30 protein-coding genes and 1 pseudogene are annotated in these 23,199 nt (G+C 24.9%); 20 read left to right on the forward strand and 11 right to left on the reverse strand.

Annotated elements, in window-relative coordinates; translation table 4 throughout:
- Window positions 1–37 precede the first annotated feature (37 nt).
- From AAHM78_RS06060 to AAHM78_RS06075, 4 genes are all read left to right on the forward strand, one after another.
- Window positions 38–430, forward strand: coding sequence for a transposase family protein (locus AAHM78_RS06060; RefSeq protein ID WP_342253210.1), 393 nt, complete (start codon window positions 38–40; stop codon window positions 428–430).
- A 59-nt stretch (window positions 431–489) separates the two neighbouring features.
- Window positions 490–855 (forward strand): transposase family protein, encoded by a 366-nt coding sequence (locus AAHM78_RS06065; RefSeq protein WP_342255064.1) that lies wholly within the window; start codon window positions 490–492, stop codon window positions 853–855.
- Between the two features lie 126 nt (window positions 856–981).
- Window positions 982–1,374, forward strand: a complete 393-nt coding sequence (locus AAHM78_RS06070; RefSeq protein WP_342252923.1) for a transposase family protein — start codon at window positions 982–984, stop codon at window positions 1,372–1,374.
- Between the two features lie 59 nt (window positions 1,375–1,433).
- Window positions 1,434–1,799, forward strand: coding sequence for a transposase family protein (locus tag AAHM78_RS06075; protein WP_342254958.1), 366 nt, complete (start codon window positions 1,434–1,436; stop codon window positions 1,797–1,799).
- A gap of 274 nt (window positions 1,800–2,073) precedes the next feature.
- On the opposite strand, the gene AAHM78_RS06080 is transcribed toward AAHM78_RS06075, so the two are convergent.
- From AAHM78_RS06080 to AAHM78_RS06095, 4 genes are all read right to left on the reverse strand, one after another.
- Window positions 2,074–2,310 (reverse strand): transposase, encoded by a 237-nt coding sequence (locus tag AAHM78_RS06080; protein WP_342254696.1) that lies wholly within the window; start codon window positions 2,308–2,310, stop codon window positions 2,074–2,076.
- Window positions 2,311–2,388: 78 nt separating this feature from the next.
- Window positions 2,389–3,348 (reverse strand): IS1/IS1595 family N-terminal zinc-binding domain-containing protein, encoded by a 960-nt coding sequence (locus tag AAHM78_RS06085; RefSeq protein WP_342253239.1) that lies wholly within the window; start codon window positions 3,346–3,348, stop codon window positions 2,389–2,391.
- Between the two features lie 74 nt (window positions 3,349–3,422).
- On the reverse strand, window positions 3,423–3,929 hold the full coding sequence (locus tag AAHM78_RS06090; RefSeq protein ID WP_342252999.1) for an IS1595 family transposase: 507 nt from the start codon (window positions 3,927–3,929) through the stop codon (window positions 3,423–3,425).
- 44 nt (window positions 3,930–3,973) lie between these two features.
- Window positions 3,974–4,135, reverse strand: a complete 162-nt coding sequence (locus AAHM78_RS06095) for a hypothetical protein (protein WP_342254697.1) — start codon at window positions 4,133–4,135, stop codon at window positions 3,974–3,976.
- A gap of 65 nt (window positions 4,136–4,200) precedes the next feature.
- On the opposite strand from AAHM78_RS06095, the gene AAHM78_RS06100 reads away from it, so the two are divergent.
- The 5 genes from AAHM78_RS06100 (at window position 4,201) to rbfA (ending at window position 8,573) form a co-directional block, all read left to right on the forward strand.
- On the forward strand, window positions 4,201–4,608 hold the full coding sequence (locus AAHM78_RS06100) for a transposase (RefSeq protein ID WP_425289767.1): 408 nt from the start codon (window positions 4,201–4,203) through the stop codon (window positions 4,606–4,608).
- A gap of 262 nt (window positions 4,609–4,870) precedes the next feature.
- A complete protein-coding gene (gene nusA, locus AAHM78_RS06105; protein ID WP_342254698.1) occupies window positions 4,871–6,046 on the forward strand; it encodes a transcription termination factor NusA in 1,176 nt (391 codons plus the stop codon).
- A gap of 18 nt (window positions 6,047–6,064) precedes the next feature.
- Complete coding sequence (rnpM, locus tag AAHM78_RS06110; RefSeq protein ID WP_342254699.1) at window positions 6,065–6,355, forward strand: RNase P modulator RnpM; 291 nt, start codon at window positions 6,065–6,067, stop codon at window positions 6,353–6,355.
- Between the two features lie 27 nt (window positions 6,356–6,382).
- Window positions 6,383–8,212 carry a translation initiation factor IF-2 gene (gene infB / locus AAHM78_RS06115; RefSeq protein ID WP_342254700.1) on the forward strand — a complete coding sequence of 610 codons (1,830 nt, stop codon included), beginning with the start codon at window positions 6,383–6,385 and terminating at the stop codon, window positions 8,210–8,212.
- A 1-nt stretch (window position 8,213) separates the two neighbouring features.
- Window positions 8,214–8,573 carry a 30S ribosome-binding factor RbfA gene (gene rbfA, locus AAHM78_RS06120; protein ID WP_281747920.1) on the forward strand — a complete coding sequence of 120 codons (360 nt, stop codon included), beginning with the start codon at window positions 8,214–8,216 and terminating at the stop codon, window positions 8,571–8,573.
- 293 nt (window positions 8,574–8,866) lie between these two features.
- Here rbfA and AAHM78_RS06125 read toward each other — a convergent pair whose 3' ends face one another.
- Window positions 8,867–9,055 (reverse strand): transposase, encoded by a 189-nt coding sequence (locus AAHM78_RS06125; protein ID WP_342254701.1) that lies wholly within the window; start codon window positions 9,053–9,055, stop codon window positions 8,867–8,869.
- Here AAHM78_RS06125 and AAHM78_RS06130 point away from each other — a divergent pair.
- The 3 genes and pseudogenes from AAHM78_RS06130 to AAHM78_RS06135 form a co-directional block, all read left to right on the forward strand.
- Window positions 9,045–9,191, forward strand: a complete 147-nt coding sequence (locus AAHM78_RS06130) for a hypothetical protein (RefSeq protein WP_342254702.1) — start codon at window positions 9,045–9,047, stop codon at window positions 9,189–9,191. The two genes, AAHM78_RS06125 and AAHM78_RS06130, sit on opposite strands and share 11 nt — an antisense overlap.
- A 529-nt stretch (window positions 9,192–9,720) precedes the next feature.
- Window positions 9,721–9,858, forward strand: a complete 138-nt coding sequence (locus AAHM78_RS16820) for a hypothetical protein (protein WP_425289795.1) — start codon at window positions 9,721–9,723, stop codon at window positions 9,856–9,858.
- 17 nt (window positions 9,859–9,875) lie between these two features.
- Window positions 9,876–10,775, forward strand: a pseudogene (locus AAHM78_RS06135) (IS30 family transposase); the annotation flags it as partial.
- Here AAHM78_RS06135 and AAHM78_RS06140 read toward each other — a convergent pair.
- From AAHM78_RS06140 to AAHM78_RS06160, 6 genes are all read right to left on the reverse strand, one after another.
- On the reverse strand, window positions 10,767–11,720 hold the full coding sequence (locus tag AAHM78_RS06140; RefSeq protein ID WP_342254703.1) for a hypothetical protein: 954 nt from the start codon (window positions 11,718–11,720) through the stop codon (window positions 10,767–10,769). The pseudogene AAHM78_RS06135 and the gene AAHM78_RS06140 overlap by 9 nt on opposite strands.
- Window positions 11,721–12,304: 584 nt before the next feature.
- A complete protein-coding gene (locus AAHM78_RS06145; protein WP_342254704.1) occupies window positions 12,305–12,940 on the reverse strand; it encodes a class II fructose-bisphosphate aldolase in 636 nt (211 codons plus the stop codon).
- The gene (locus AAHM78_RS16825; protein ID WP_281747907.1) at window positions 12,882–13,130 is read right to left on the reverse strand and encodes a class II fructose-bisphosphate aldolase; all 249 of its coding nucleotides are present in this window, start codon (window positions 13,128–13,130) and stop codon (window positions 12,882–12,884) included. Before AAHM78_RS16825 ends, AAHM78_RS06145 begins: the two co-directional genes overlap by 59 nt.
- A 49-nt stretch (window positions 13,131–13,179) precedes the next feature.
- A complete protein-coding gene (locus AAHM78_RS06150; protein WP_342254705.1) occupies window positions 13,180–14,070 on the reverse strand; it encodes a Pr6Pr family membrane protein in 891 nt (296 codons plus the stop codon).
- Window positions 14,071–14,102: 32 nt separating this feature from the next.
- Window positions 14,103–18,452 (reverse strand): PolC-type DNA polymerase III, encoded by a 4,350-nt coding sequence (locus AAHM78_RS06155; RefSeq protein ID WP_342254706.1) that lies wholly within the window; start codon window positions 18,450–18,452, stop codon window positions 14,103–14,105.
- A 357-nt stretch (window positions 18,453–18,809) separates the two neighbouring features.
- Window positions 18,810–19,082: a hypothetical protein gene (locus AAHM78_RS06160; protein WP_342254707.1), complete on the reverse strand. Its 273-nt coding sequence runs from the start codon at window positions 19,080–19,082 to the stop codon at window positions 18,810–18,812.
- Between the two features lie 144 nt (window positions 19,083–19,226).
- Here AAHM78_RS06160 and AAHM78_RS06165 point away from each other — a divergent pair, with 144 nt between their 5' ends.
- The 8 genes from AAHM78_RS06165 to AAHM78_RS06200 all read left to right on the forward strand — a co-directional run bounded on the left by AAHM78_RS06165 (window position 19,227) and on the right by AAHM78_RS06200 (window position 23,080).
- Window positions 19,227–19,619: a transposase family protein gene (locus tag AAHM78_RS06165; RefSeq protein ID WP_342252835.1), complete on the forward strand. Its 393-nt coding sequence runs from the start codon at window positions 19,227–19,229 to the stop codon at window positions 19,617–19,619.
- 59 nt (window positions 19,620–19,678) lie between these two features.
- Window positions 19,679–20,044, forward strand: a complete 366-nt coding sequence (locus AAHM78_RS06170) for a transposase family protein (protein ID WP_342254958.1) — start codon at window positions 19,679–19,681, stop codon at window positions 20,042–20,044.
- 287 nt (window positions 20,045–20,331) lie between these two features.
- The gene (locus AAHM78_RS06175; RefSeq protein WP_342254708.1) at window positions 20,332–20,619 is read left to right on the forward strand and encodes a transposase family protein; all 288 of its coding nucleotides are present in this window, start codon (window positions 20,332–20,334) and stop codon (window positions 20,617–20,619) included.
- A gap of 118 nt (window positions 20,620–20,737) precedes the next feature.
- Window positions 20,738–20,890, forward strand: a complete 153-nt coding sequence (locus AAHM78_RS06180; protein WP_342254709.1) for a hypothetical protein — start codon at window positions 20,738–20,740, stop codon at window positions 20,888–20,890.
- Window positions 20,874–21,266 (forward strand): transposase family protein, encoded by a 393-nt coding sequence (locus AAHM78_RS06185; RefSeq protein WP_342253331.1) that lies wholly within the window; start codon window positions 20,874–20,876, stop codon window positions 21,264–21,266. Before AAHM78_RS06180 ends, AAHM78_RS06185 begins: the two co-directional genes overlap by 17 nt.
- 59 nt (window positions 21,267–21,325) lie before the next feature.
- The gene (locus AAHM78_RS06190; RefSeq protein ID WP_342255066.1) at window positions 21,326–21,691 is read left to right on the forward strand and encodes a transposase family protein; all 366 of its coding nucleotides are present in this window, start codon (window positions 21,326–21,328) and stop codon (window positions 21,689–21,691) included.
- A gap of 2 nt (window positions 21,692–21,693) precedes the next feature.
- Complete coding sequence (locus tag AAHM78_RS06195) at window positions 21,694–22,077, forward strand: hypothetical protein (protein WP_342254710.1); 384 nt, start codon at window positions 21,694–21,696, stop codon at window positions 22,075–22,077.
- A gap of 43 nt (window positions 22,078–22,120) precedes the next feature.
- Window positions 22,121–23,080: an IS1595 family transposase gene (locus tag AAHM78_RS06200; RefSeq protein WP_342252847.1), complete on the forward strand. Its 960-nt coding sequence runs from the start codon at window positions 22,121–22,123 to the stop codon at window positions 23,078–23,080.
- The last annotated feature ends 119 nt before the right edge of the window (window positions 23,081–23,199 follow it).

Genomic DNA, 23,199 nt, shown 5'->3' on the forward strand with positions numbered 1-23,199 from the left:
TTAACGATTATTATTAATATTAAAGGTGATAGTTATTATGTTGAAAAAATATAAAGATGATCAAGAATTTTATAGTTTAGTCGGCATAAAGCCACAAACATTTTATAAAATGCTTGAAATTTTAAAAATTGCTGAGTCTAAACAAAAATATTATGGTGGTAGAAAAAATAAAATTGTAATTGAAGAGCGTTTATTAATGACTTTAGAATATTGAAAAGACTATAGTAGTTATAGAGTTATTGCAAAAAGATCTAATATTAGTCATACTAGTTGCATTCGTAATATTTTTTGAATTGAAAATATTTTAATAAAAAGCGGAATTTTTAATTTACCTGGAAAAAAAGATTTAACAAAAAATAAAGGTACTAATAATAATTTGTTAGCTATTGATGCTACTGAAACTCCAATTGAAAGAATTAAAAAAAACTAAAATTACTTTTTTCAGGTAAAAAGAAACATCATTCTCTCAAATCCCAAATAATTATTGATATTTCCAATGGAAAAATCATTTCAACTGCTTTTTGTTTTGGAAGCATTCATTATTTTAAATTGCTTCTAAAATCTAAAACTTTTATTCATCCAGAAAAACAAGTTTTTGTTGATTCAGGTTATCAAGGTATACAAAATATTCATAAAAATACATTTTTGCCATTTAAAAAAAGTAAATACAATCAATTAACACCAATTCAAAAAGAATACAATAAAACTTTAAGTAAAATTAGAATTAAAATTGAACACGTATTTGCTAAACTAAAACGTTTTAAAATTTTAAGTTTAAAATATCGCAATAAAATACGAAGATTTGCATTAAGATTTAATTTAATAGCAGGAATATATAATTTTGAATTACCTTAGTTTTGCACCAAGTCTAATAAAGTACTACTTTTATCTAATTGTATGGGATTATTAAATAGACTGGGTGCAAAACCTTTAATTTTAACAATTTAACGATTATTATTAATATTAAAGGTGATAGTTATTATGTTGAAAAAATATAAAGATGATCAAGAATTTTATAGTTTAGTCGGCATAAAGCCACAAACATTTTATAAAATGTTTGAAATTTTAAAAATTGCTGAGTCTAAACAAAAATATTATGGTGGTAGAAAAAATAAAATTGTAATTGAAGAGCGTTTATTAATGACTTTAGAATATTGAAAAGACTATAGTAGTTATAGAGTTATTGCAAAAAGATATAATATTAGTCATACTAGTTGCATTCGTAATATTTTTTGAATTGAAAATATTTTAATAAAAAGCGGAATTTTTAATTTACCTGGAAAAAAAGATTTAACAAAAAATAAAGGTACTAATAATAATTTGTTAGCTATTGATGCTACTGAAACTCCAATTGAAAGAATTAAAAAAAACTAAAATTACTTTTTTCAGTTAAAAAGAAACATCATTCTCTCAAATCCCAAATAATTATTGATATTTCCAATGGAAAAATCATTTCAACTGCTTTTTGTTTTGGAAGCATTCATGATTTTAAATTGCTTCTAAAATCTAAAACTTTTATTCATCCAGAAAAACAAGTTTTTGTTGATTCAGGTTATCAAGGTATACAAAATATTCATAAAAATACATTTTTGCCATTTAAAAAAAGTAAATACAATCAATTAACACCAATTCAAAAAGAATACAATAAAACTTTAAGTAAAATTAGAATTAAAATTGAACACGTATTTGCTAAACTAAAACGTTTTAAAATTTTAAGTTTAAAATATCGCAATAAAATACGAAGATTTGCATTAAGATTTAATTTAATAGCAGGAATATATAATTTTGAATTACCTTAGTTTTGCACCAAGTCTAATCTTTGCATAAATATTTTTGCTTATTATTCTTAAAACCATTTTTTACACATCAATAAGATTTACAATTTGGACATTGAATTCCTTTTTCTTGAAATTTTTTATCAATTGCATCTAATTTTTCTTTTTTCTCAATTTGTTTAATTCTATTTTTAAAATGTCTAATAATTTTTGGCTTTTATCCCTTTATGTACTATTTTTAAATTTTATCACATAAATGGAGATAAAAGCCTACCTAGGAAATTATCCCCGCATGTATTTAAATCAAACACAAAATTACAGTTTCAAAACTAGGTATGTTATTGAATTTATATGCTGATTCTTTTGCATATAAATGAATATTGTGCTTTGAAACTCTTATGTGTGTTCGGAAAGTTCGTCGGATGTGCTTTCATGCTGATTCAATCTGGTTTGTGTTTACACCTGTTGGTGACACATACCCAACTTCATGATTTACGATTTCATGTTTGGGATAGAAGTTTTTTTTAATTTTCAAAAAAACTCTTGATGAAATAAAAAAAATCATCAACCTGGCCTAAAATTTGATTTTATTTAATTTTGGGATTTATTTTTTTTACAAACTGAAATATAATGCTTCAGATTTTGCATAAGGTGATATTTTATAATGTTGGTATTTAAATTTTCATAAATTGAGGTAATTTTGAATATTGATAAATCCAATGCCATGATAATGAGTAATAAATTCTTTTAAACTTGATTGTATTTTACTGATATTACTTAAATTTTTATAATTTAATTCTTTATTTTCTTTTGATTTAAATTTCTTGAGAGTACATTTTGTTTGTTTAGCTACTGTATCATATAGTATTTGCATATCACAAACTATAATTGATTTTTCTTCGATAAGCTTAGATGTTAAATTTTCTTGTACTCATTTTTTTGTTAATCTTTTAGTATTTGTTGTTTGAGCATAAATATTTTTATTTTCATCAATTGCCATTTCAATACAACAGTTTAAATCTTTAGCATTTTCTTCAATTCATTTTTTTCTTGGATCATCTGGATTTTTGAAATTTCCTTTGTGAATTTCTTTGATAAAAGTTTCATCAATTTCAATTCTACCTTTTAATTTTGTGAATGGTTTTTGTGTTTTGGCTAATTGTGATGATTTCATAAATTTTTGACGATTAAATCATGCTGATGTTTTTGAAATTTTAGCAAATTGAGAAATAGTATAAGCAGATTGACCTAACAATGACAATCAAATTATTCAATCTCATTGTTCATGAGATAAATGACTTCAATGTAAAAAATGATTTCTTAAAGCATCAAAGCTACTTTTACAATCTTTGCATAAATATTTTTGCTTATTATTCTTAAAACCATTTTTTACACATCAATAAGATTTACAATTTGGACATTGAATTCCTTTTTCTTTAAATTTTTTATCAATTGCATCTAATTTTTCTTTTTTCTCAATTTGTTTAATTCTATTTTTAAAATGTCTAATAATTTTTATAAATTCTTCATCTTTTTTGTTTTTTAAAACATCAATTAATTCATTATTAGTCACAAAAAATCACCCCTGATATAAAAATATTACTTTTAATTTAAAATTAAAAGTAATATCAAGATTTTTTGTGAAAATTAAAAGAAGTTTTTGAAACTTACATATCCCTTCCAAGAATCCGTAAATAGACAGCACTCAGTAAAAATGTGTTTCAATGCAAATCTTAAAAGGTTTTTTTCATCTGCATTTTTCAGCACCTTCACAATTAGTTTGTTGCTGGTTTTCTCATAAACTCCAACAATCAAAGTTTTATTCAACAAGGATCTTCCTTGTTTTTTAAAACCTAAATGTGAAAGATACATTTCATCCATCTGCGCTGTGCCATCAACAATGAAACCTGCATCTTGATTTCCAATTCTAGTCCTGATTTCATGACACATTCTTCAAGCTGTTTTATAGGTCACACCCAATTCCCTTGCAACATCGGTTGCTGGTATGCCATGCTTTGTGTTTATTCATCTAAAGATGAGATAAAACCAAGATGTCATTTGGGTCTGTGACTTATAAAAAATGGTTCCATAAAGAATACTAAATGTTTGGTTACAGTTCAAACATCGTATTCTTCTCAAATCAGAAGCATTCAAACTAGAAGAAGCACACCTGATGCATTTCATTATTTTAAACTTCGCTATATATTTCAAACAATCGTTTTCAGTTTGAAATATGCTATTGAATTCATTTCAATTCATTTTTTCCTCCACACTAGTACATGTGGGGATAATTTCCTAATTTTTATAAATTCTTCATCTTTTTTGTTTTTTAAAACATCAATTAATTCATTATTAGTCACAAAAAATCACCCCTTATATAAAAATATTACTTTTAATTTTAAATTAAAAGTAATATCAAGATTTTTTGTGAAAATTAAAAGAAATTATTGGACATAGTGTAGGCACTAAAAAAGATGCATCATTAGTATATGAAGCATTTATGCAATCAAATCGCTGTTTAAAAGATATTCAAATATTTCATAGCGATCGAGGTAATGAATTTAACAATAAAATTATTGATAAACTTTTACTAGCATTCAACATAAATCGATCTTTAAGCAAAAAAGGATGTCCTTATGACAATGCTGTTGCTGAAGCAACTTTTAAAACTTTCAAAACTGAATTTATTAATGATAAAAATTTTAGATCATTAATCCAATTAAAATTAGAATTATTTGATTATATCAATTGATATAACAACATAAGAATCCACAGCACTTTAAACTACTTAACTCCAGTTAATTATCAAAAACAAATGTCTACCAAAAAATAGTCCTAAAAAGTGTTGCCATTCCAATAATCTAAGATAATAAAACTCTATCATTTAATAAATTTCTATTGTTTTCAAATTAATAATATTATATAATGAACAATGAATTAGAATTATAGCAAGACAGCTACCAGCTGTCTTTATTATTTCTAGTGTAATATATTTTATTTTTTTATTTAAGTATATTTTCATTTTGAAATAAATCTATTTCAAATACTATTACATAATAAACAACAATGTTTATAAAAAACAAGGAGGAGAAAAAGTGGACAAAGAAATTAGTCAAATCATTTTAAATGCCATAAATGAAATTGCTGAAGAAAAACAAATAGCAAAAGAAGATATCATTGAAGCTTTAAAAGAAGGACTAAAAAAAGCATATGAATATCAAAGTCATCGTGATGATAGTACAAATATCAGAATTGAAATTGATCAAAATAAAGGTACTATTAAAATTTTAAAGGATTTAATTGTTGTTCCAAAAGTTGAAGATCCTGAATTAGAAATTGCACTTTCAACTATTAAAACAAAGAATCCCGGCTTAACAATTGGTGATACATATACGCAAATAATTCCTAGTGATCAATTCTCTCGTTTATCAATTTTTAAAGCTATTCAAGTAGTAAAACAATCAATTCGTGAAGCAGAAAAAACATCAATTTATGATGAATTTATTGATAAAAAAGATCACATATTAATTGGTACTATTGAAAGCGTTGAAGAAACTTATATGTTAATTAAAATTGGTAGAGCCTATTCTTTCTTACCAAAACAAAATCAAATCCCTAGTGAGATCTTACCAAAAAATAAACCAATCGCTAATAATACTTACATCAAATTTTATGTTGAAGATATTATTAAAAATAAAAACTATGGTCAAATTTTAGCATCAAGAACTCACGTTAATTTTTTACGTTGTTTACTAGAATTAGAAGTTCCTGAAATAGCACAAGGTGTAATCGAAGTTAAAGATATTGCTCGTATTCCTGGAATTAGAGCTAAGGTTGCAATTGTTAGTCATGATCCAAGCATTGATGGTATTGGTGCATGTATTGGTCCAAAAGGCGAAAGAACAAAATTAATTACGCAAGAATTAAGTGGCGAAAAAATTGACATTATTGCCTGAAATCCTAATATAAAAGAATATATAATTAACGCTTTAACACCAGCTAAAGTTATTTCAATTGATATTAATGAAGAAGAAAAACAAGCAAATATTATTGTTCCTACTGAACAATTATCATTAGCTATTGGTAAAAATGGTATGGCTGCTAAATTAGTTGCCGGTGTAACTCACTGAAATATTAATATTACTTCATTAGAACAAGCAAATGAAAATAATATTAAATTTACTTGAAATGGTAATATTAAAGAAAGTGAATATGAAAAGTTTATATATGAATTATTAAAAAAAACACAATGAAAAAATAAAAATCAATAAACAATAAAGTAGGTCGTTATGAATAAAATACCTTTAATTCAACGTAAAAAAATACCCATGCGTAAATGTATAGTTACAAATACTATTTTACCTAAACGTGAATTAATTAGAATTGTTATTAATAAAGAAGGACAATTATTCATTGATAAAACTGGCAAACAAAATGGTCGAGGTGCCTACATCCAACCTAAACTTGAATTAATAACTTTGCTTATTAAAAATAAGGCATTAGAACGAGCATTAAAAACAAAAATTCCAAATGAATTTTATGAACAATTAATTAATGAAATTAAAAAAAATTGAGATTAATTTTCCCAAGCGAAAGGCGGGATGCAAATGGCAAAAAAACGAATATCTCAACAAACACAAAATATTAATCAACAACTAAAACAAAAAACATCTCAAATTAATGAAAAAGGAGTATTTTTATATAACGAACCATTAACTATTTCAGAATTTGCTAAAGCATTGCATCATCCAGTAACTGACATTATTAAATACTTCATGAAACAAGGCAAACTATTTAATCAAAATCAAATATTAACTCAAGAATTAATGCTTGAACTTTGTTTGGAATGAAATATTGATTTTGAAAAAGCTAAAGTGGTAACATATGAAAACTTATTAGAAAATATTAATCTCGAAGATGATAAAAAAAATTTAGTAACTCGACCACCTGTTGTTACAATTATGGGCCATGTTGATCACGGAAAAACAACACTATTAGATACTATCCGTAATTCTAAAGTTACTAATCAAGAACACGGTGGTATTACTCAACATATTGGTGCTTATCAAATTAAAACTAATAATAAATTAATTACTTTTATTGATACCCCAGGTCATGAAGCATTTACTGAAATGCGTTCACGTGGTTCTAAAATTACTGATATTGTTGTTTTAGTAGTTGCTGGTGATGATGGTGTGATGCCACAAACTCGTGAAGCAATTGACCATGCAAAAGTAGCTGGTGTTTCAATTATTGTTTTTGTTAATAAAATGGATAAACCAAATGTTAATACTGATCGCATTATGAATGAACTAGCTAATTGTGATTTAACTAGTGAAGAATGAGGTGGCGATACTATTTTTGTTTATGGTAGTGCTTTAAAAAATCAAGGAATTGATGAATTATTAGAAGCAATATTAGTAATTGCTGAATGAAAAGAACTAAATGCTAATCCAAATCGTTTTGCTAATGGAACTGTTATCGAATCTCATCATGATAAAAATGTTGGTTCAATTTGTACTTTATTAATACAAGGTGGAACACTAAAAGTTACTGATATTGTAGTTGCTGGTAGCGTTAAAGGAAAAATTAAACGCCTTATTAATGATACTGGTAAAATAATTACTAAAGCTGGACCTTCAATGCCTGTTCAAGTTTTAGGATTTGAAACAGCCCCTACTCCTGGTGAATCTTTTATTGTTTTTAACGATGATAAATTAGCAAGAAAAGTAGCACTAGTAAGACAAACAGAAGAAAAAAATAAAATTAGAAATAATCGACAAATTAGTTTAGGTAATTTAACACAAGATGTTGCTACAGGTGAATTAAAACAAATTAATGTTATTTTACGAGCAGATACTCAAGGTTCAGTGCAAGCAATCGTTCAAGCAGTAAATAAAATTAATGTTAATGATATTACTGTTAAGTTTATTAGAGCAACTATTGGTGGTATTAGTGAATGAGATATTAAACTTGCTCAAACTTCAGGAAGTATTATTTATGGTTTCAATGTTCGTCCCAATCATGTTATTCGTGAAGCTGCTAACAATGCCGGTGTTGAAATTAGATTACATAATATCATTTATAAAATAACTGAAGAATTAGAATTGGCTGCTAAAGGTTTATTAGAACCAACTTATGAAGATAAAATTCTTGGTCAAGCACGAGTTATTAAAACTTTTCATTTTTCAAAAGTAGGAACAATTGCTGGTTGTGTTGTCATTAATGGTTTCATTCAACGTAATAGCAAAGTTCATATCATTCGTGATGATGTTGTTATTTATAACGGTGAAATCAGTGGTTTAAAACATGAAAAAAATGATTTAAAAATTGCTAAAAAAGAAACTCAATGCGGTATTACTATTAAAAATTTTAATGACTTAAAAGAAAATGATATTATTGAATCATATTTAGTAGAAGAAGTGGAGACAAAATAGGATGTCTATCATTAAATTTGAACAACAAGAAAGTTTCTTAAAAAAAGAAATTACTAATATATTAAAAAAAGAATCAAAAAATATTCTTTTCAAAGATATCACTATTACTAATGTAAAAATAACAAAAGATAACAGTTATGCTACCATTTATTGAACAGTTTACTTAGATAATTTAGATATTAAAACCATTAGTACTGCTTTAGAAAAAGCGAAAGGTTTTTGTCGAAGCGCACTTGCTAAAACAAGTAATAAATACAAAGTTCCAGAATTACGCTTTAAATATGATAATACCAACACTAGAGTTAAAAACATTGAAGAAATATTAAAAAATATCAAAAATAATAATTCTTCAAATGAATAAAAAAAATAAAATTATTAGTATAACTTTAATTGTAAAATTAAAAAGGACACTTATATAAAAATTAAAGGCTTTTCTCCCTTTATGTACTATTTTTAAATTTTATCACATAAATGGAGATAAAATCCTACCTAGGAAATTATCCCCGCATGTATTTAAATCAAACACAAAATTACAGTTTCAAAACTAGGTATATTGTTGAATTTATATGCCGATTCTTTTGCGTATAAATGAACATGATGTTTTTCAACTTTGATATGTGTTTTAAATGTTCGTCTGATGTGCTTTCATGCCGATTAAATCTGGTTTGTGTTTACACCAGTTTTTGAAACATAGCCATCTTGATGGTTAACTGTTTCATGCTTAGTGAAAACTGATTTAAAATGGCGATATCCTTTTCAAGAATCAGTATGTACATCACACTTTGAAGAAATGTGGTTTCTTGTAAATTGCAAAAGATTTTTTTGATTTGCGTTGAAACACATTTTTACTGAGTGCTGTCTATTTACGGATTCTTGGAAGGGATATGTAAGTTTCAAAAACTTCTATCCCAAACATGAAATCGTAAATCATGAAGTTGGGTATGTGTCACCAACAGGTGTAAACACAAACCAGATTTAATCAGCATGAAAGCACATACGACGAACTTTCCGAACACACATAAGAGTTTCAAAGCACAATATTCATTTATATGCAAAAGAATCAGCATATAAATTCAATAACATACCTAGTTTTGAAACTGTAATTTTGTGTTTGATTTAAATACATGCGGGGATAATTTCCTAGGTAGGATTTTATCTCCATTTATGTGATAAAATTTAAAAATAGTACATAAAGGGATAAAAGCCTTAAAAAAAACTAAAATTACTTTTTTCAGGTAAAAAGAAACATCATTCTCTCAAATCCCAAATAATTATTGATATTTCCAATGGAAAAATTATTTCAACTGCTTTTTGTTTTGGAAGCATTCATGATTTTAAATTGCTTCTAAAATCTAAAACTTTTATTCATCCAGAAAAACAAGTTTTTTGTTGATTCAGGTTATCAAGGTATACAAAATATTCATAAAAATACATTTTTGCCATTTAAAAACAGTAAATACAATCAATTAACACCAATTCAAAAATAATACAATAAAACTTTAAGTAAAATTAGAATTAAAATTGAACACGTATTTGCTAAACTAAAACGTTTTAAAATTTTAAGTTTAAAATATCGCAATAAAATATGAAGATTTGCATTAAGATTTAATTTAATAGCAGGAATATATAATTTTGAATTACCTTAGTTTTGCACCAAGTCTAATATAAAAATTATGGATTTTCGATTCGTAAAATAGCAAAAATTGTTGATTATAGTAAATCAACTGTACATAGAGTTTGTAGATTATTAAATAAAAACTTATTGCCATTAGCAATATTGAATCAATTTCAAAAAAATAAACAAAATGCAGGCAGAAAATTAATAATTTTAACTTTAACAGAAATTAATAGTATTAATCATTTGTTAATTACTAAAAAGTATGCTCTTGATATAATTGCTAACTTTTTAAAGGAAAATAAAATAAAAAGTATTTCAACAAAAACTTTATATAACATGTTTAAAACAAATCGAATGGGTTTTGATGAAAATAACTTATTGAGAAAAGGCAAAAATAAATCTCACAAACAAAAAGAAACTAGGGGCAAAATTAATAATTGTAAGTCTATTCATGAAAGAAATTTAATCATTCCTAATATTAAAAATATACAAGAATTTGGTCATTTAGAAGGTGATACTATCATTGGCAAAGATCATAAAAGTTCTATTATTACTTTGGCTGATATATGATCAAAAACCACAATTCCTTTAGTAACTAAAAATCATAAATCAGAAAATATTACGAAAAGTATAATAAAATTTATTTCAAAGTTACAAAAAGGAACAGTTAAAACCATTACTTTTGATCGTGGTAAAGAATTTAGTAAATGAAGATTAATCGAAAAAATTTGTAATGTCAAAATTTATTTTGCAGATCCTGGTAAACCTTGCCAAAGGGGTTTAAATGAAAATAATAATGGTATTTTAAGAAGATATTTACCAAAATCTACAGATCTATCTTCATATAAACAAAAAGATTTAAATTTTATAGCATTTCAAATTAATTCTACACCCAGAAAATCGCTCTCTTATAAAAGACCAATAGATTTAATACAATTATTTTAAAAAACTGTCCCATTTATATTTACAACTCAGGAAATCTTTTATATCATTTTTAGGATTATTAATAACAACTCCATCTTCAACATTATCATTATTTATAGAACCATATCCATTATCATTTTCATTATTTATACAACATGATTTTGTTTTAGTTCAAATTCATTTTGCTCCATTTAGAATTGGTTGTAATAGTGGTTTTTTATAATTATCTAACTGTAAGTTTAAACCATCTGTTATTGACATTGCTGTAGCTGTTCCCAACATTCCTAAAGTAAAAAATTTATTAGGGAATATCAAACAACCATCTGTAAACCCATTTTCAGCAACAAGTGATGCTAAAGTTTTAAGTGCATTACTACTAAATGTAATTGCACCAAAACTAACAAGTGCAATAAAACCTTTTAAAGGGTAACATAATTCATTAATAAAATTAACCATTTTACTAAAAATATTTAAACAACAATTAAACTTATCAGATAATTGAAACTCATTATTTAATGTACTTAATGATCATTTAAAACCATTATTAATAGTTGTCATAGCATAAAGTCTAGCAATAGTAGATAAGATATTAAATTTATTAATTAATTTTCAACCATAATTTGGTCAAGTAAAACTATCAAGAGTATACATTGCAGCAGCAGTAACAACTACATGATTACTAAATGTTGATCAAAGATGAATTAATGATGTAATAAAGTATGAATTATTAACAGGTGAATTAGCAACAATTCTAGTTTGACAGCAAGGACTAATAACCTTACGCGATCATTTAAAAATTTCACCAGTAAGAAGACTAAAAATAATATCAGCACTTGCCATCATAAGATTATGTTGTGTTTTTTCATTAGTAACGTCAAGAATATTAGTTATTCAATCACTAGATGGATGAGGTTTATTATCTGTAATATTAACTGAAAATACTCTTTGTGTAGTTCGTGCAAACACAACAATAGGAATAATTCCTAATGCAGTGATAATAAAATATCAATTAATAGGTGTTTTTTGTTTTATTTCTGTAAAAGTACTGAAATCTAATGATTTTAAATCACTAAGGTATGCATTTTCATTTTCATATATTTTAAATTTTTGTTCAAATTGATTATTTTCATCTAAATTTGATAATTATAAAATCACTCTACCGTTTTTCAAACGAATAGTTTTCTGTAATTTTAAATCATTAGAAATATCAATAACATTTTCATGAATCATTATACCAGAATATACTACACCAGGTTCAAATCTCGTACGATATTTTCAACGTCTATTAATATACAATCTTTTTTGTGTTATTCCACCATAACGACTATTAGTATCATCTATTCACTCTTCTTCATCGCTTGTTGAAAATTGATCTTGACTTTCTGTTCTTGTGTAATTAATATTGTCTTTATTTCTAACTTCTAAATTTTCTTGATGATATCCATTAACATGTTCTTGACTTGTGGAAGGTTGATCTTGACTTTCTGTTCTTGTGTGGGATAGGTTACACTTTATTGGACACTAATTACGTAGACAAGTGAACAAATTAGTTAAAAGAAAGGAACTATAATTATGGCCAATATTAACTCATATACCGACGAATTTAAGAAACAAATAGTAGCTTTATATCAAAGTGGTAAGTCGGTGTCTTGTTTAGATAAATTAGAGTTAGTTTGCAAACTTTTTTTTAGACTTTCAACATAAATCTTTCTTAAATCACTGCTAATATTAACTTTAGTAATACCAGCTTTAATTGCTAGAGCTAATTGTTCATTATTAATAGTAACATTATCATGTAATACTAAAAAAATTTCAGGAATTTTAATAGCAATTTCTTTAATTAGAGAAATTTTTAAATCTTGTCTATTATCTTGATGATGACTATTGATAGCAGTAAATACAAGACCATTAATATTAGTTTTATTTCTAAATAATATGGCTTGTTCAATTAAATTAATATCATTAGTAATATCTCCTTTTGTATGATTGTAAAAAATCTCTGATTCAACAACAATACCCAAAGGAGCATCAAAATGAACAATATCTTTGGTTTTTTCAATATTTTCTTTAATTGTATAGTTACTGTAATTTAACATAACTGAACTAAAATCAGATGTAATTTTAGTTTTAATAAAGCGTGGATCAAGACAGTGGTCTAGTTGTAAAAAAAATTGGTACTTTTGCACGATTAATAACATTATTAATAATAGCAAGTACATATTTTAAATCAATACAATTAATAGTGTTAGGTGTTATCATTAAACATATTGGTGCTTTTTGTTTTTCGGCTGCATTAGTAATTGCAATTAACATTTCTAAATTATCAAAGTTAAAACTTGGGATTGCGTATTTGTTAATTTGTGCATGTTTTAACATTGTTTTCAAGTTAATTTTCAATTACAATCACCTAACTTTTCTTTTTTATTTAATTATATCAATAATATTTATCATGTAAGGAATATAAGATATGTTTTAAATTTTTACTTTTTTCTTTTCTTTTTAATTTTGCTTTTCTTTTTTGGGAACCTCCCTTCTTTTTTTTATTAAGTTGACGTAATATTTTTTGATAAAAATCATATAAACGATGTTCAGAAGTTTGATAACGTTTGAACATTAAGTTATTCATTCAAATATAAAAATATTGTAAACTGAAAACTAAACCAAAAACAAAATCAACGGCACTAGCAGCGATTAATCATCCATATTCACCATTTGAATAATCAAAGAAAAAATATGGATATCATGTATCTCTTGGTGGATGACCAGTTTCTATAAAATCTAAATAACGTAAATGACCTCTAATTAGAATAACAATACAATAAATTGCTGGATAAATAACAATTAATCATAAATATATTTTATGTTGTTGTTTCATATTAATATATTGATGACCTGATGTAACAATAAAGCTAGTAATCATAATTATTGGCATTAATAAGTGTAAAATTAATGTTGCAATTCAATTATAAGCACTGTATTGTTTTGGATCTTGCTCAGCAGTAAAAATACCTATTCAAAATACTAACATCGTAATAGTAATATAAACAGTTACTGCTAATCGAGTTTGAAAACTTGGTTTAGTACCACGAAAATAAGAATCAAATAAATAAACACAAAAATAAATAACAACCATATAATTACTCTCAGTAGTAAAAAAAGCATAGTAGTTACTTACTCGTTCACCATATCCTAAATCTTCAAATTTTTCCATTGGATAATATATTGCACTAATTAAATCAATAATTAAAAATAAAATTATCATTATTAATGCAGATAAACGTATATAAAAGTTGGCTTTGTTACTTAATTTATACATAATAATCCCACATCTTTTCTTTTTTCTTTGTATTATAATTCTAACATTAATTGTGTATTTTCTTCTAAATGTTCTAATACTCCTAACTCATTTAATAGTTGATAATTAGTTTTAGTAATATTAGTTCGTAGTTGTAAATCATTTTTTGAAGTAATTGCTTGTTCACTCCTTGCTTTAACAATTGAATTAGCCACAATTTCACCCAATCCATCTAAAGTAATAAAAGGTGGTAGAATTTGTTTTTCACCATTTATTATTTTAACTTGAAAAAGTTTAGCATCAGAATGTTCTAAACTAATATTGCTAAATTTAATATTTCTAGCATTCATTTCTAATGCTACTTCTAATAATGGGATTAAATCTTTTTCTTTAGTAGTAACTGTATTTTTTTGACCATCATTTTTTCTTAATCTGTTATTAATATCTTTTAATTTATTAGTAATAGCACCAATGCCTTGTAACATAGTTTTAATATCAAAAATTTCACATCTTGTTGTAAAATAAGTAGCATAATATTCATGCGGATAATAAACTTTAAATCAAGCTACTCTTCATGCCATTAATACATAAGCAGTAGCGTGTGCTTTAGGAAACATATATTTAATTTTTTTGCAAGATTGAATGTATCAATTAGGAACTTTCTTTTCTTGCATTAACTTTTCATATTCTTGTTTAATGCCTTTTCCTTTACGGACATCTTCCATAATGTTAAAGGCAATTTTTGCTGGTAAGCCTTGATATACTAAATAAGTCATAATATCATCACGACAACCAATTACATCTTTTAGTTTTAAACCTTGTTGTGAAATTAATTCATCAGCATTATTTAATCAAACATCAGTACCATGTGATAAACCAGATATTTGTACTAATTCAGAAAATGAAGTAGGTAATGTATCACTTAACATTTTACGAACAAAACCAGTACCAAATTCAGGGATACCAATTGCTCCTGTTTTTTCGCCAAGTAAATCATCACTAGTAATATTTAAGGCACTTAAATTAGAAAATAATGATAAAACTTTTTCATCTTGATTAGGAATAGTTTTTGGATCAATACCAGTTAAATTTTCTAACATTTTTAATGCTGTTGGATCAACGTGACCTAGAATATCTAATTTTAATAAATTATCATGAATAGAATTAAAATCAAAGTGCGTAGTTTTTCATGTAGAACTAGTATCATCAGCTGGAAAATTAATTGGTGTAAAATCGTTAATATTATATTCTTTTGGTACAACAATAATACCACCAGGATGTTGACCAGTTGTTCTTTTAATACCAACACATCCTTGACTTAGTAACTCTAGTTTTGCTGCACGCATATCTGATTGACCAATTTTTTCTGCATAAGCTTTAACATAACCATAAGCTGTTTTATTGGCAATTGTTGAAATTGTTCCAGCACGAAAAACATTTTCTTCACCAAACATTTCTTTAGTAAAATCATGAGCTTTATTTTGATATTCACCAGAAAAGTTTAAATCAATATCAGGTGTTTTATCACCATCAAATCCTAAGAATGTTTCAAAAGGAATATCATGACCATCAGTAATTAAATCAATATTGCATTGTAAACATATTTTTTTTGGTAAATCATAACCACACTTATAAGAACCATTACTAATAAATTCACTAGTTTTACATTGTGGGCATAAATAGTGTGGTTGTAGTGGGTTAACCTCAGTAATATTAGCAAAAGTAGCTACTAAAGATGAACCAACTGAGCCACGACTACCAACAAGATAACCATCTTGTAAAGATTTTTCTACTAATTTGTGTGCAATTCAATAAACAACAGCAAAACCATGAGTAATAATTGCATCTAATTCGCGAGTGAAACGTTTTTCTACATATGTTGGTAATGGATTACCGTAACGATTTCATGCTTGTTCATAACAAAGATTACGTAATTTAGTATCAACATTAACAATACTTGGTGTAAATAAGCCATCTTTAATCGGTTTAACCATTTCAAATTGTTTTGCTAATTGCAAAGGATTATTAATAACAATATCATTAATTAAATTAGGGTCATCTAAAAAGTTAAATTCTGTTAACATTTTATTAGTAGTTCTTAAATGTTGATCGGGATATGATGTAACTTTACCTTTACGATCAAATAATGGGTGTAACAAACCACCAATTGCTTTACTATTAATAATAACATCACGATACATTTTTTCATGGGGATGTAAATAGTGGGCATCGCTAGTAGCAATTACTAATTTATTTAATTTAAGAGCATTATTAATAATTTTTTTAATAGTATCATGTAATTGTTCTTTAGTAATATTTCCTAACTGTATTAAGTGTTTATAAACAGCAGGTGGTTGGATTTCAATAAAATCAAATCATTTCATTATTTTAATTAGTTCTTCTTCACTTTTATTTAATGCTGTTTCAAAAACAGCACCATTTATACAACTACTACCAATTAATAATTCTTTTCTATTTTCATTAATTGCTTCTGATATGATTTTTGGTGTTTTATAAAAATACTTTGTATGAGATAGTGAAACTAATTGATATAAATCTTTTAATCCTAATTGATTTTTTGCAAAAATAGTAATATGTTCACCACGAAGTTTAAAATTAATTTGTTCATTAATTAAGTTATTAATTTCTTGTAAATTAATACAATTAAATTCTATTTTTAATTGTTGTAACATTTTTAAAAATACTTGTGCTAATACATTAGCATCATAATCAGCACGGTGGGCAATTTCATCATCATATTTAATGCCATAAGTACGACAAAGAGTACCTAATCGATAATATTTTAGTTGTGGTAGAATTGCTCTAGATAATTGCAAAGTATCAATGACAGGATTATTTAAAGGCATGAAACCCAATTGTTTCATTGCTGCTTGTAAAAAACCAAAGTCAAAGTTAGCATTATGAGCAACTATTGTTTTATTGCCAATTATTTCAATAATTGTTGGCAATATTTGTTGTAATGTTTGTTTATCTTTTAACATAACATTGGTAATACTAGTAAGTTCAGTAATATGTTCAGGTACGGGATTATTAGGTTTAATTAAAATTGTATCTTGTTTTAAAATCATATTGTCTTTAACAATTGTATAACCAAATTCAATAATTTCGTGGTAATTGGTTGATAAACCAGTTGTTTCTAAGTCAAGAACAATGTATTCTAAATCTAATAATGGTGTATTAATATTATTTTTAGTAATACTAATATTATTGGGGATTAAATCCATTTCAACACCATACATTACTTTTAAGTTTGGATGTTTTTTAGCGGCATTAGCAATATCTGGGTATGCTTGTACATTTAAGTGATCAGTAAAACCAATTGCTTGGTGTCCTCATTTAGCTACTTGATTAATATAATCACTTGCTGAAGTAATACCATCCATAGCACTCATTTTAGTATGAGTATGAAATTCAATTCTTTTAGTTTTAGCATCATCATTATTGTTAGTATTTTTATTATTTAAATCAATAATTAAATCATCAATTCATAGTACTTGTTCTTTACTATAATTATCATAACGACTATTAGCATTAATTTTTATTCAATCATCAACTTTAATATTATCAAATTTCTCATCTGGTTGATCGCTATTAATAAATGCTTTGCAAGTAATTGCATCACTATAATCAGTAATTAAAAATGAATAAAATCATTTTTGAGTTTTAGTTAAAAATTTATTAATTGTAAAAACTTTACCACCAATAATAATATTGGGTTCATCGCCAATGATATCTTTAATGCTATGAGTTGGGTCTGTTATTTCTAAATTAACTTTTGCTTTTTTGCGATAAGTAGTTGTATTAAAATTTTTACTTATATTGTTGTTAGGAATTTTAGTTTTTAAATTGTTAGTAATTTTGCTAATTTCTGCTTTAGATTCGTTTTCATAACTAATAAATGGTTGCTCTGCTTTATTTATTTTAGTTTTTAATTGAATTTTTTTAAAACCATATTGTTGAAAGTAGTTAATAAATTGTAAAAATTCATTAGTTATTAATTTTTCTTCAATACTATTATGAATAGTAATGGTAATAATATTATTTTTATAATTAATTGCTGAGTCGGGTAAAGAATAATAAATGCCAGCTAATAGTTGCAATTTATGAGTTTTAATATAATGAAAATATGTTAATACAGTTGATTCATCAGCAGTAAGGGAAACATTAAAATCGACACTAATATTCGAAACAGGTAATTTTTCAAAATGTTGTTCAAAACTTTTTAAAGTAGTAGTTGTTAGAAAATTAGGTAAGTTGATGGTAATTATTACTTGTTGATTATGATGAAAATATTGTACTTTTTTAATAGTAGCATGATTAAATTCATTATTAACATCATTAAAATCCATTTCATGGAAAAGTTTTTGCAAATCTTGATTCATATATTTTTCCCTCTCTTAATACTAAATAATTGACAATAATAACTATATTTTAATTAAAATATATTAAATCATTATTCTAATGTTTAATCAAATTTCATATTTTAATTATAACTTAATTAAAATTCTTATTCTTATTCTTATATAAAAAAAGTATGAAATTTTAGTTATAAAAAATAAAAACAAAATAATTTAATTGCAATAAAAAGTAATGCCTAAATATTAGGCATTACTTTTTATCATGAAGGTATTATTGGATTATTTGTTTTAGGTAATGATTCGGTTTCAAAAATAGCATTTATATTATTCACATTAAAATTTGAATTTAATTGTTGATTTCTTGTTTGTATAGATGGTTTATTAAAAGCTTTTTTGTTCTTTTGTAAAAACTTGTATTTGTTCTTTGGTAAATGCTGCCTTTTGATTAGAAGTAAATCATTCTAATTGTTTTGGAGTTAATGATTCAATTTGAAATTTAAATTCATAAAAATCATATTCTATTGTTAATTGATTATTAATTGTTTTTAATGCTTTTCTTATTCCTTTTTCTAGTAGCGAAAACTTATTATAACTGAAATTTTTTATTTGTTCTGTTGTAAATGCTTGAATTTGTTTTGTTGTAAGTGCTTTCATTTGTTTTTTTTAAACTTTAATTGTAAAATTAAAAAGGACACTTATATAAAAATTAAATTGTGTTAGTTCTATAATAGACTTGGTGCAAAACCTTTAATTTTAACAATTTAACGATTATTATTAATATTAAAGGTGATAGTTATTATGTTGAAAAAATATAAAGATGATCAAGAATTTTATAGTTTAGTCGGCATAAAGCCACAAACATTTTATAAAATGCTTGAAATTTTAAAAATTGCTGAGTCTAAACAAAAATATTATGGTGGTAGAAAAAATAAAATTGTAATTGAAGAGCGTTTATTAATGACTTTAGAATATTGAAAAGACTATAGTAGTTATAGAGTTATTGCAAAAAGATATAATATTAGTCATACTAGTTGCATTCGTAATATTTTTTGAATTGAAAATATTTTAATAAAAAGCGGAATTTTTAATTTACCCGGAAAAAAAGATTTAACAAAAAATAAAGGTACTAATAATAATTTGTTAGCTATTGATGCTACTGAAACTCCAATTGAAAGAATTAAAAAAAACTAAAATTACTTTTTTCAGGTAAAAAGAAACATCATTCTCTCAAATCCCAAATAATTATTGATATTTCCAATGGAAAAATTATTTCAACTGCTTTTTGTTTTGGAAGCATTCATGATTTTAAATTGCTTCTAAAATCTAAAACTTTTATTCATCCAGAAAAACAAGTTTTTGTTGATTCAGGTTATCAAGGTATACAAAATATTCATAAAAATACATTTTTGCCATTTAAAAAAAGTAAATACAATCAATTAACACCAATTCAAAAAGAATACAATAAAACTTTAAGTAAAATTAGAATTAAAATTGAACACGTATTTGCTAAACTAAAACGTTTTAAAATTTTAAGTTTAAAATATCGCAATAAAATACGAAGATTTGCATTAAGATTTAATTTAATAGCAGGAATATATAATTTTGAATTACCTTAGTTTTGCACCAAGTCTATTATATAAAAATATTTAACAAATAAATTTATCCATGATTACGGGTTTTTAATTTAGAATTTTTGAATAACTAAATCTTATTTTTAAGTTGTTCAATTTCTTTCTCTAGTTTTTGAATTTTTGTTTCTAATTTTATTTTTTGGTTTAAATTAATTTCATATCCAAGATTTTCTTTAATTTCCATTTCTTGAATTTTAGTAAATAGACTTGGTGCAAAACCTTTCATTTTAACAATTTAACGATTATTATTAATATTAAAGGTGATAGTTATTATGTTGAAAAAATATAAAGATAATCAAGAATTTTATAGTTTAGTCGGCATAAAGCCACAAACATTTTATAAAATGCTTGAAATTTTAAAAATTGCTGAGTCTAAACAAAAATATTATGGTGGTAGAAAAAATAAAATTGTAATTGAAGAGCGTTTATTAATGACTTTAGAATATTGAAAAGACTATAGTAGTTATAGAGTTATTGCAAAAAGATATAATATTAGTCATACTAGTTGCATTCGTAATATTTTTGGAATTGAAAATGGAAATTATCCCCACATGTACTAGTGTGGAGGAAAAAATGAATTGAAATGAATTCAATAGCATATTTCAAACTGAAAACGATTGTTTGAAATATATAGCGAAGTTGAAAATAATGAAATGCATCAGGTGTGCTTCTTCTGGTTTGAATACTTCTGATTTGAGAAGAATACGATGTTTGAACTGTAACCAAACATTTAGTATTCTTTATGAGACTTGGTGCAAAACCTTTAATTTTAAAAATTTAACGATTATTATTAATATTAAAGGTGATAGTTATTATGTTGAAAAAATATAAAGATGATCAAGAATTTTATAGTTTAGTCGGCATAAAGCCACAAACATTTTATAAAATGCTTGAAATTTTAAAAATTGCTGAGTCTAAACAAAAATATTATGGTGGTAGAAAAAATAAAATTGTAATTGAAGAGCGTTTATTAATGACTTTAGAATATTGAAAAGACTATAGTAGTTATAGAGTTATTGCAAAAAGATATAATATTAGTCATACTAGTTGCATTCGTAATATTTTTTGAATTGAAAATATTTTAATAAAAAGCGGAATTTTTAATTTACCTGAAAAAAAAGATTTAACAAAAAATAAAGGTACTAATAATAATTTGTTAGCTATTGATGCTACTGAAACTCCAATTGAAAGAATTAAAAAAAACTAAAATTACTTTTTTCAGGTAAAAAGAAACATCATTCTCTCAAATCCCAAATAATTATTGATATTTCCAATGGAAAAATTATTTCAACTGCTTTTTGTTTTGGAAGCATTCATGATTTTAAATTGCTTCTAAAATCTAAAACTTTTATTAATCCAGAAAAACAAGTTTTTGTTGATTCAGGTTATCAAGGTATACAAAATATTCATAAAAATACATTTTTGCCATTTAAAAAAAGTAAATACAATCAATTAACACCAATTCAAAAAGAATGCAATAAAACTTTAAGTCAAATTAGAATTAAAATTGAACACGTATTTGCTAAACTAAAACGTTTTAAAATTTTAAGTTTTAAATATCGCAATAAAATACGAAGATTTGCATTAAGATTTAATTTAATAGCAGGAATATATAATTTGGAATTACCTTAGTTTTGCACCAAGTCTATGGAACCATTTTTTATAAGTCACAGACCCAAATGACATCTTGGTTTTATCTCATCTTTAGATGAATAAACACAAAGCATGGCATACCAGCAACCGATGTTGCAAGGGAATTGGGTGTGACCTATAAAACAGCTTGAAGAATGTGTCATGAAATCAGGACTAGAATTGGAAATCAAGATGCAGGTTTCATTGTTGATGGCACAGCACAGATGGATGAAATGTATCTTTCACATTTAGGTTTTAAAAAACAAGGAAGATCCTTGTTGAATAAAACTTTGATTGTTGGAGTTTATGAGAAAACCAGCAACAAACTAATTGTGAAGGTGCTGAAAAATTTTAATTTTCACAAAAAATCTTGATATTACTTTTAATTTTAAATTAAAAGTAATATTTTTATATCAGGGGTGATTTTTTGTGACTAATAATGAATTAATTGATGTTTTAAAAAACAAAAAAGATGAAGAATTTATAAAAATTATTAGACATTTTAAAAATAGAATTAAACAAATTGAGAAAAAAGAAAAATTAGATGCAATTGATAAAAAATTTAAAGAAAAAGGAATTCAATGTCCGAATTGTAAATCTTATTGATGTGTAAAAAATGGTTTTAAGAATAATAAGCAAAAATATTTATGCAAAGATTGTAAAAGTAGCTTTGATGCTTTAAGAAATCATTTTTTACATTGAAGTCATTTATCTCATGAACAATGAGATTGAATAATTTGATTGTCATTGTTAGGTCAATCCGCTTATACTATTTCTCAATTTGCTAAAATTTCAAAAACATCAGCATGATTTAATCGTCAAAAATTTATGAAATCATCACAATTAGCAAAAACACAAAAACCATTCACAAAATTAAAAGGTAGAATTGAAATTGATGAAACTTTTATCAAAGAAATTCATAAAGGAAATTTCAAAAATCCAGATGATCCAAGAAAAAAATGAATTGAAGAAAATGCTAAAGATTTAAACTGTTGTATTGAAATGGCAATTGATGAAAATAAAAATATTTATGCTCAAACAACAAATACTAAAAGATTAACAAAAAAATGAGTACAAGAAAATTTAACATCTAAGCTTATCGAAGAAAAATCAATTATAGTTTGTGATATGCAAATACTATATGATACAGTAGCTAAACAAACCAAATGTACTCTCAAGAAATTTAAATCAAAAGAAAATAAAGAATTAAATTATAAAAATTTAAGTAATATCAGTAAAATACAATCAAGTTTAAAAGAATTTATTACTCATTATCATGGCATTGGATTTACCAATATTCAAAATTACCTCAATTTATGAAAATTTAAATACCAACATTATAAAATATCACCTTATGCAAAATCTGAAGCATTATATTTCAGTTTGTAAAAAAAATAAATCCCAAAATTAAATAAAATCAAATTTTAGGCCAGGTTGATGATTTTTTTTATTTCATCAAGAGTTTTTTTGAAAATTAAAAAAAATTCTATCCCAAACATGAAATCGTA

The sequence above is a fragment of the Spiroplasma endosymbiont of Zeiraphera isertana genome (assembly GCF_964030805.1).
In the GTDB taxonomy this organism is placed as follows: Bacteria; Bacillota_I; Bacilli_A; order Mycoplasmatales; family VBWQ01; genus Spiroplasma_E.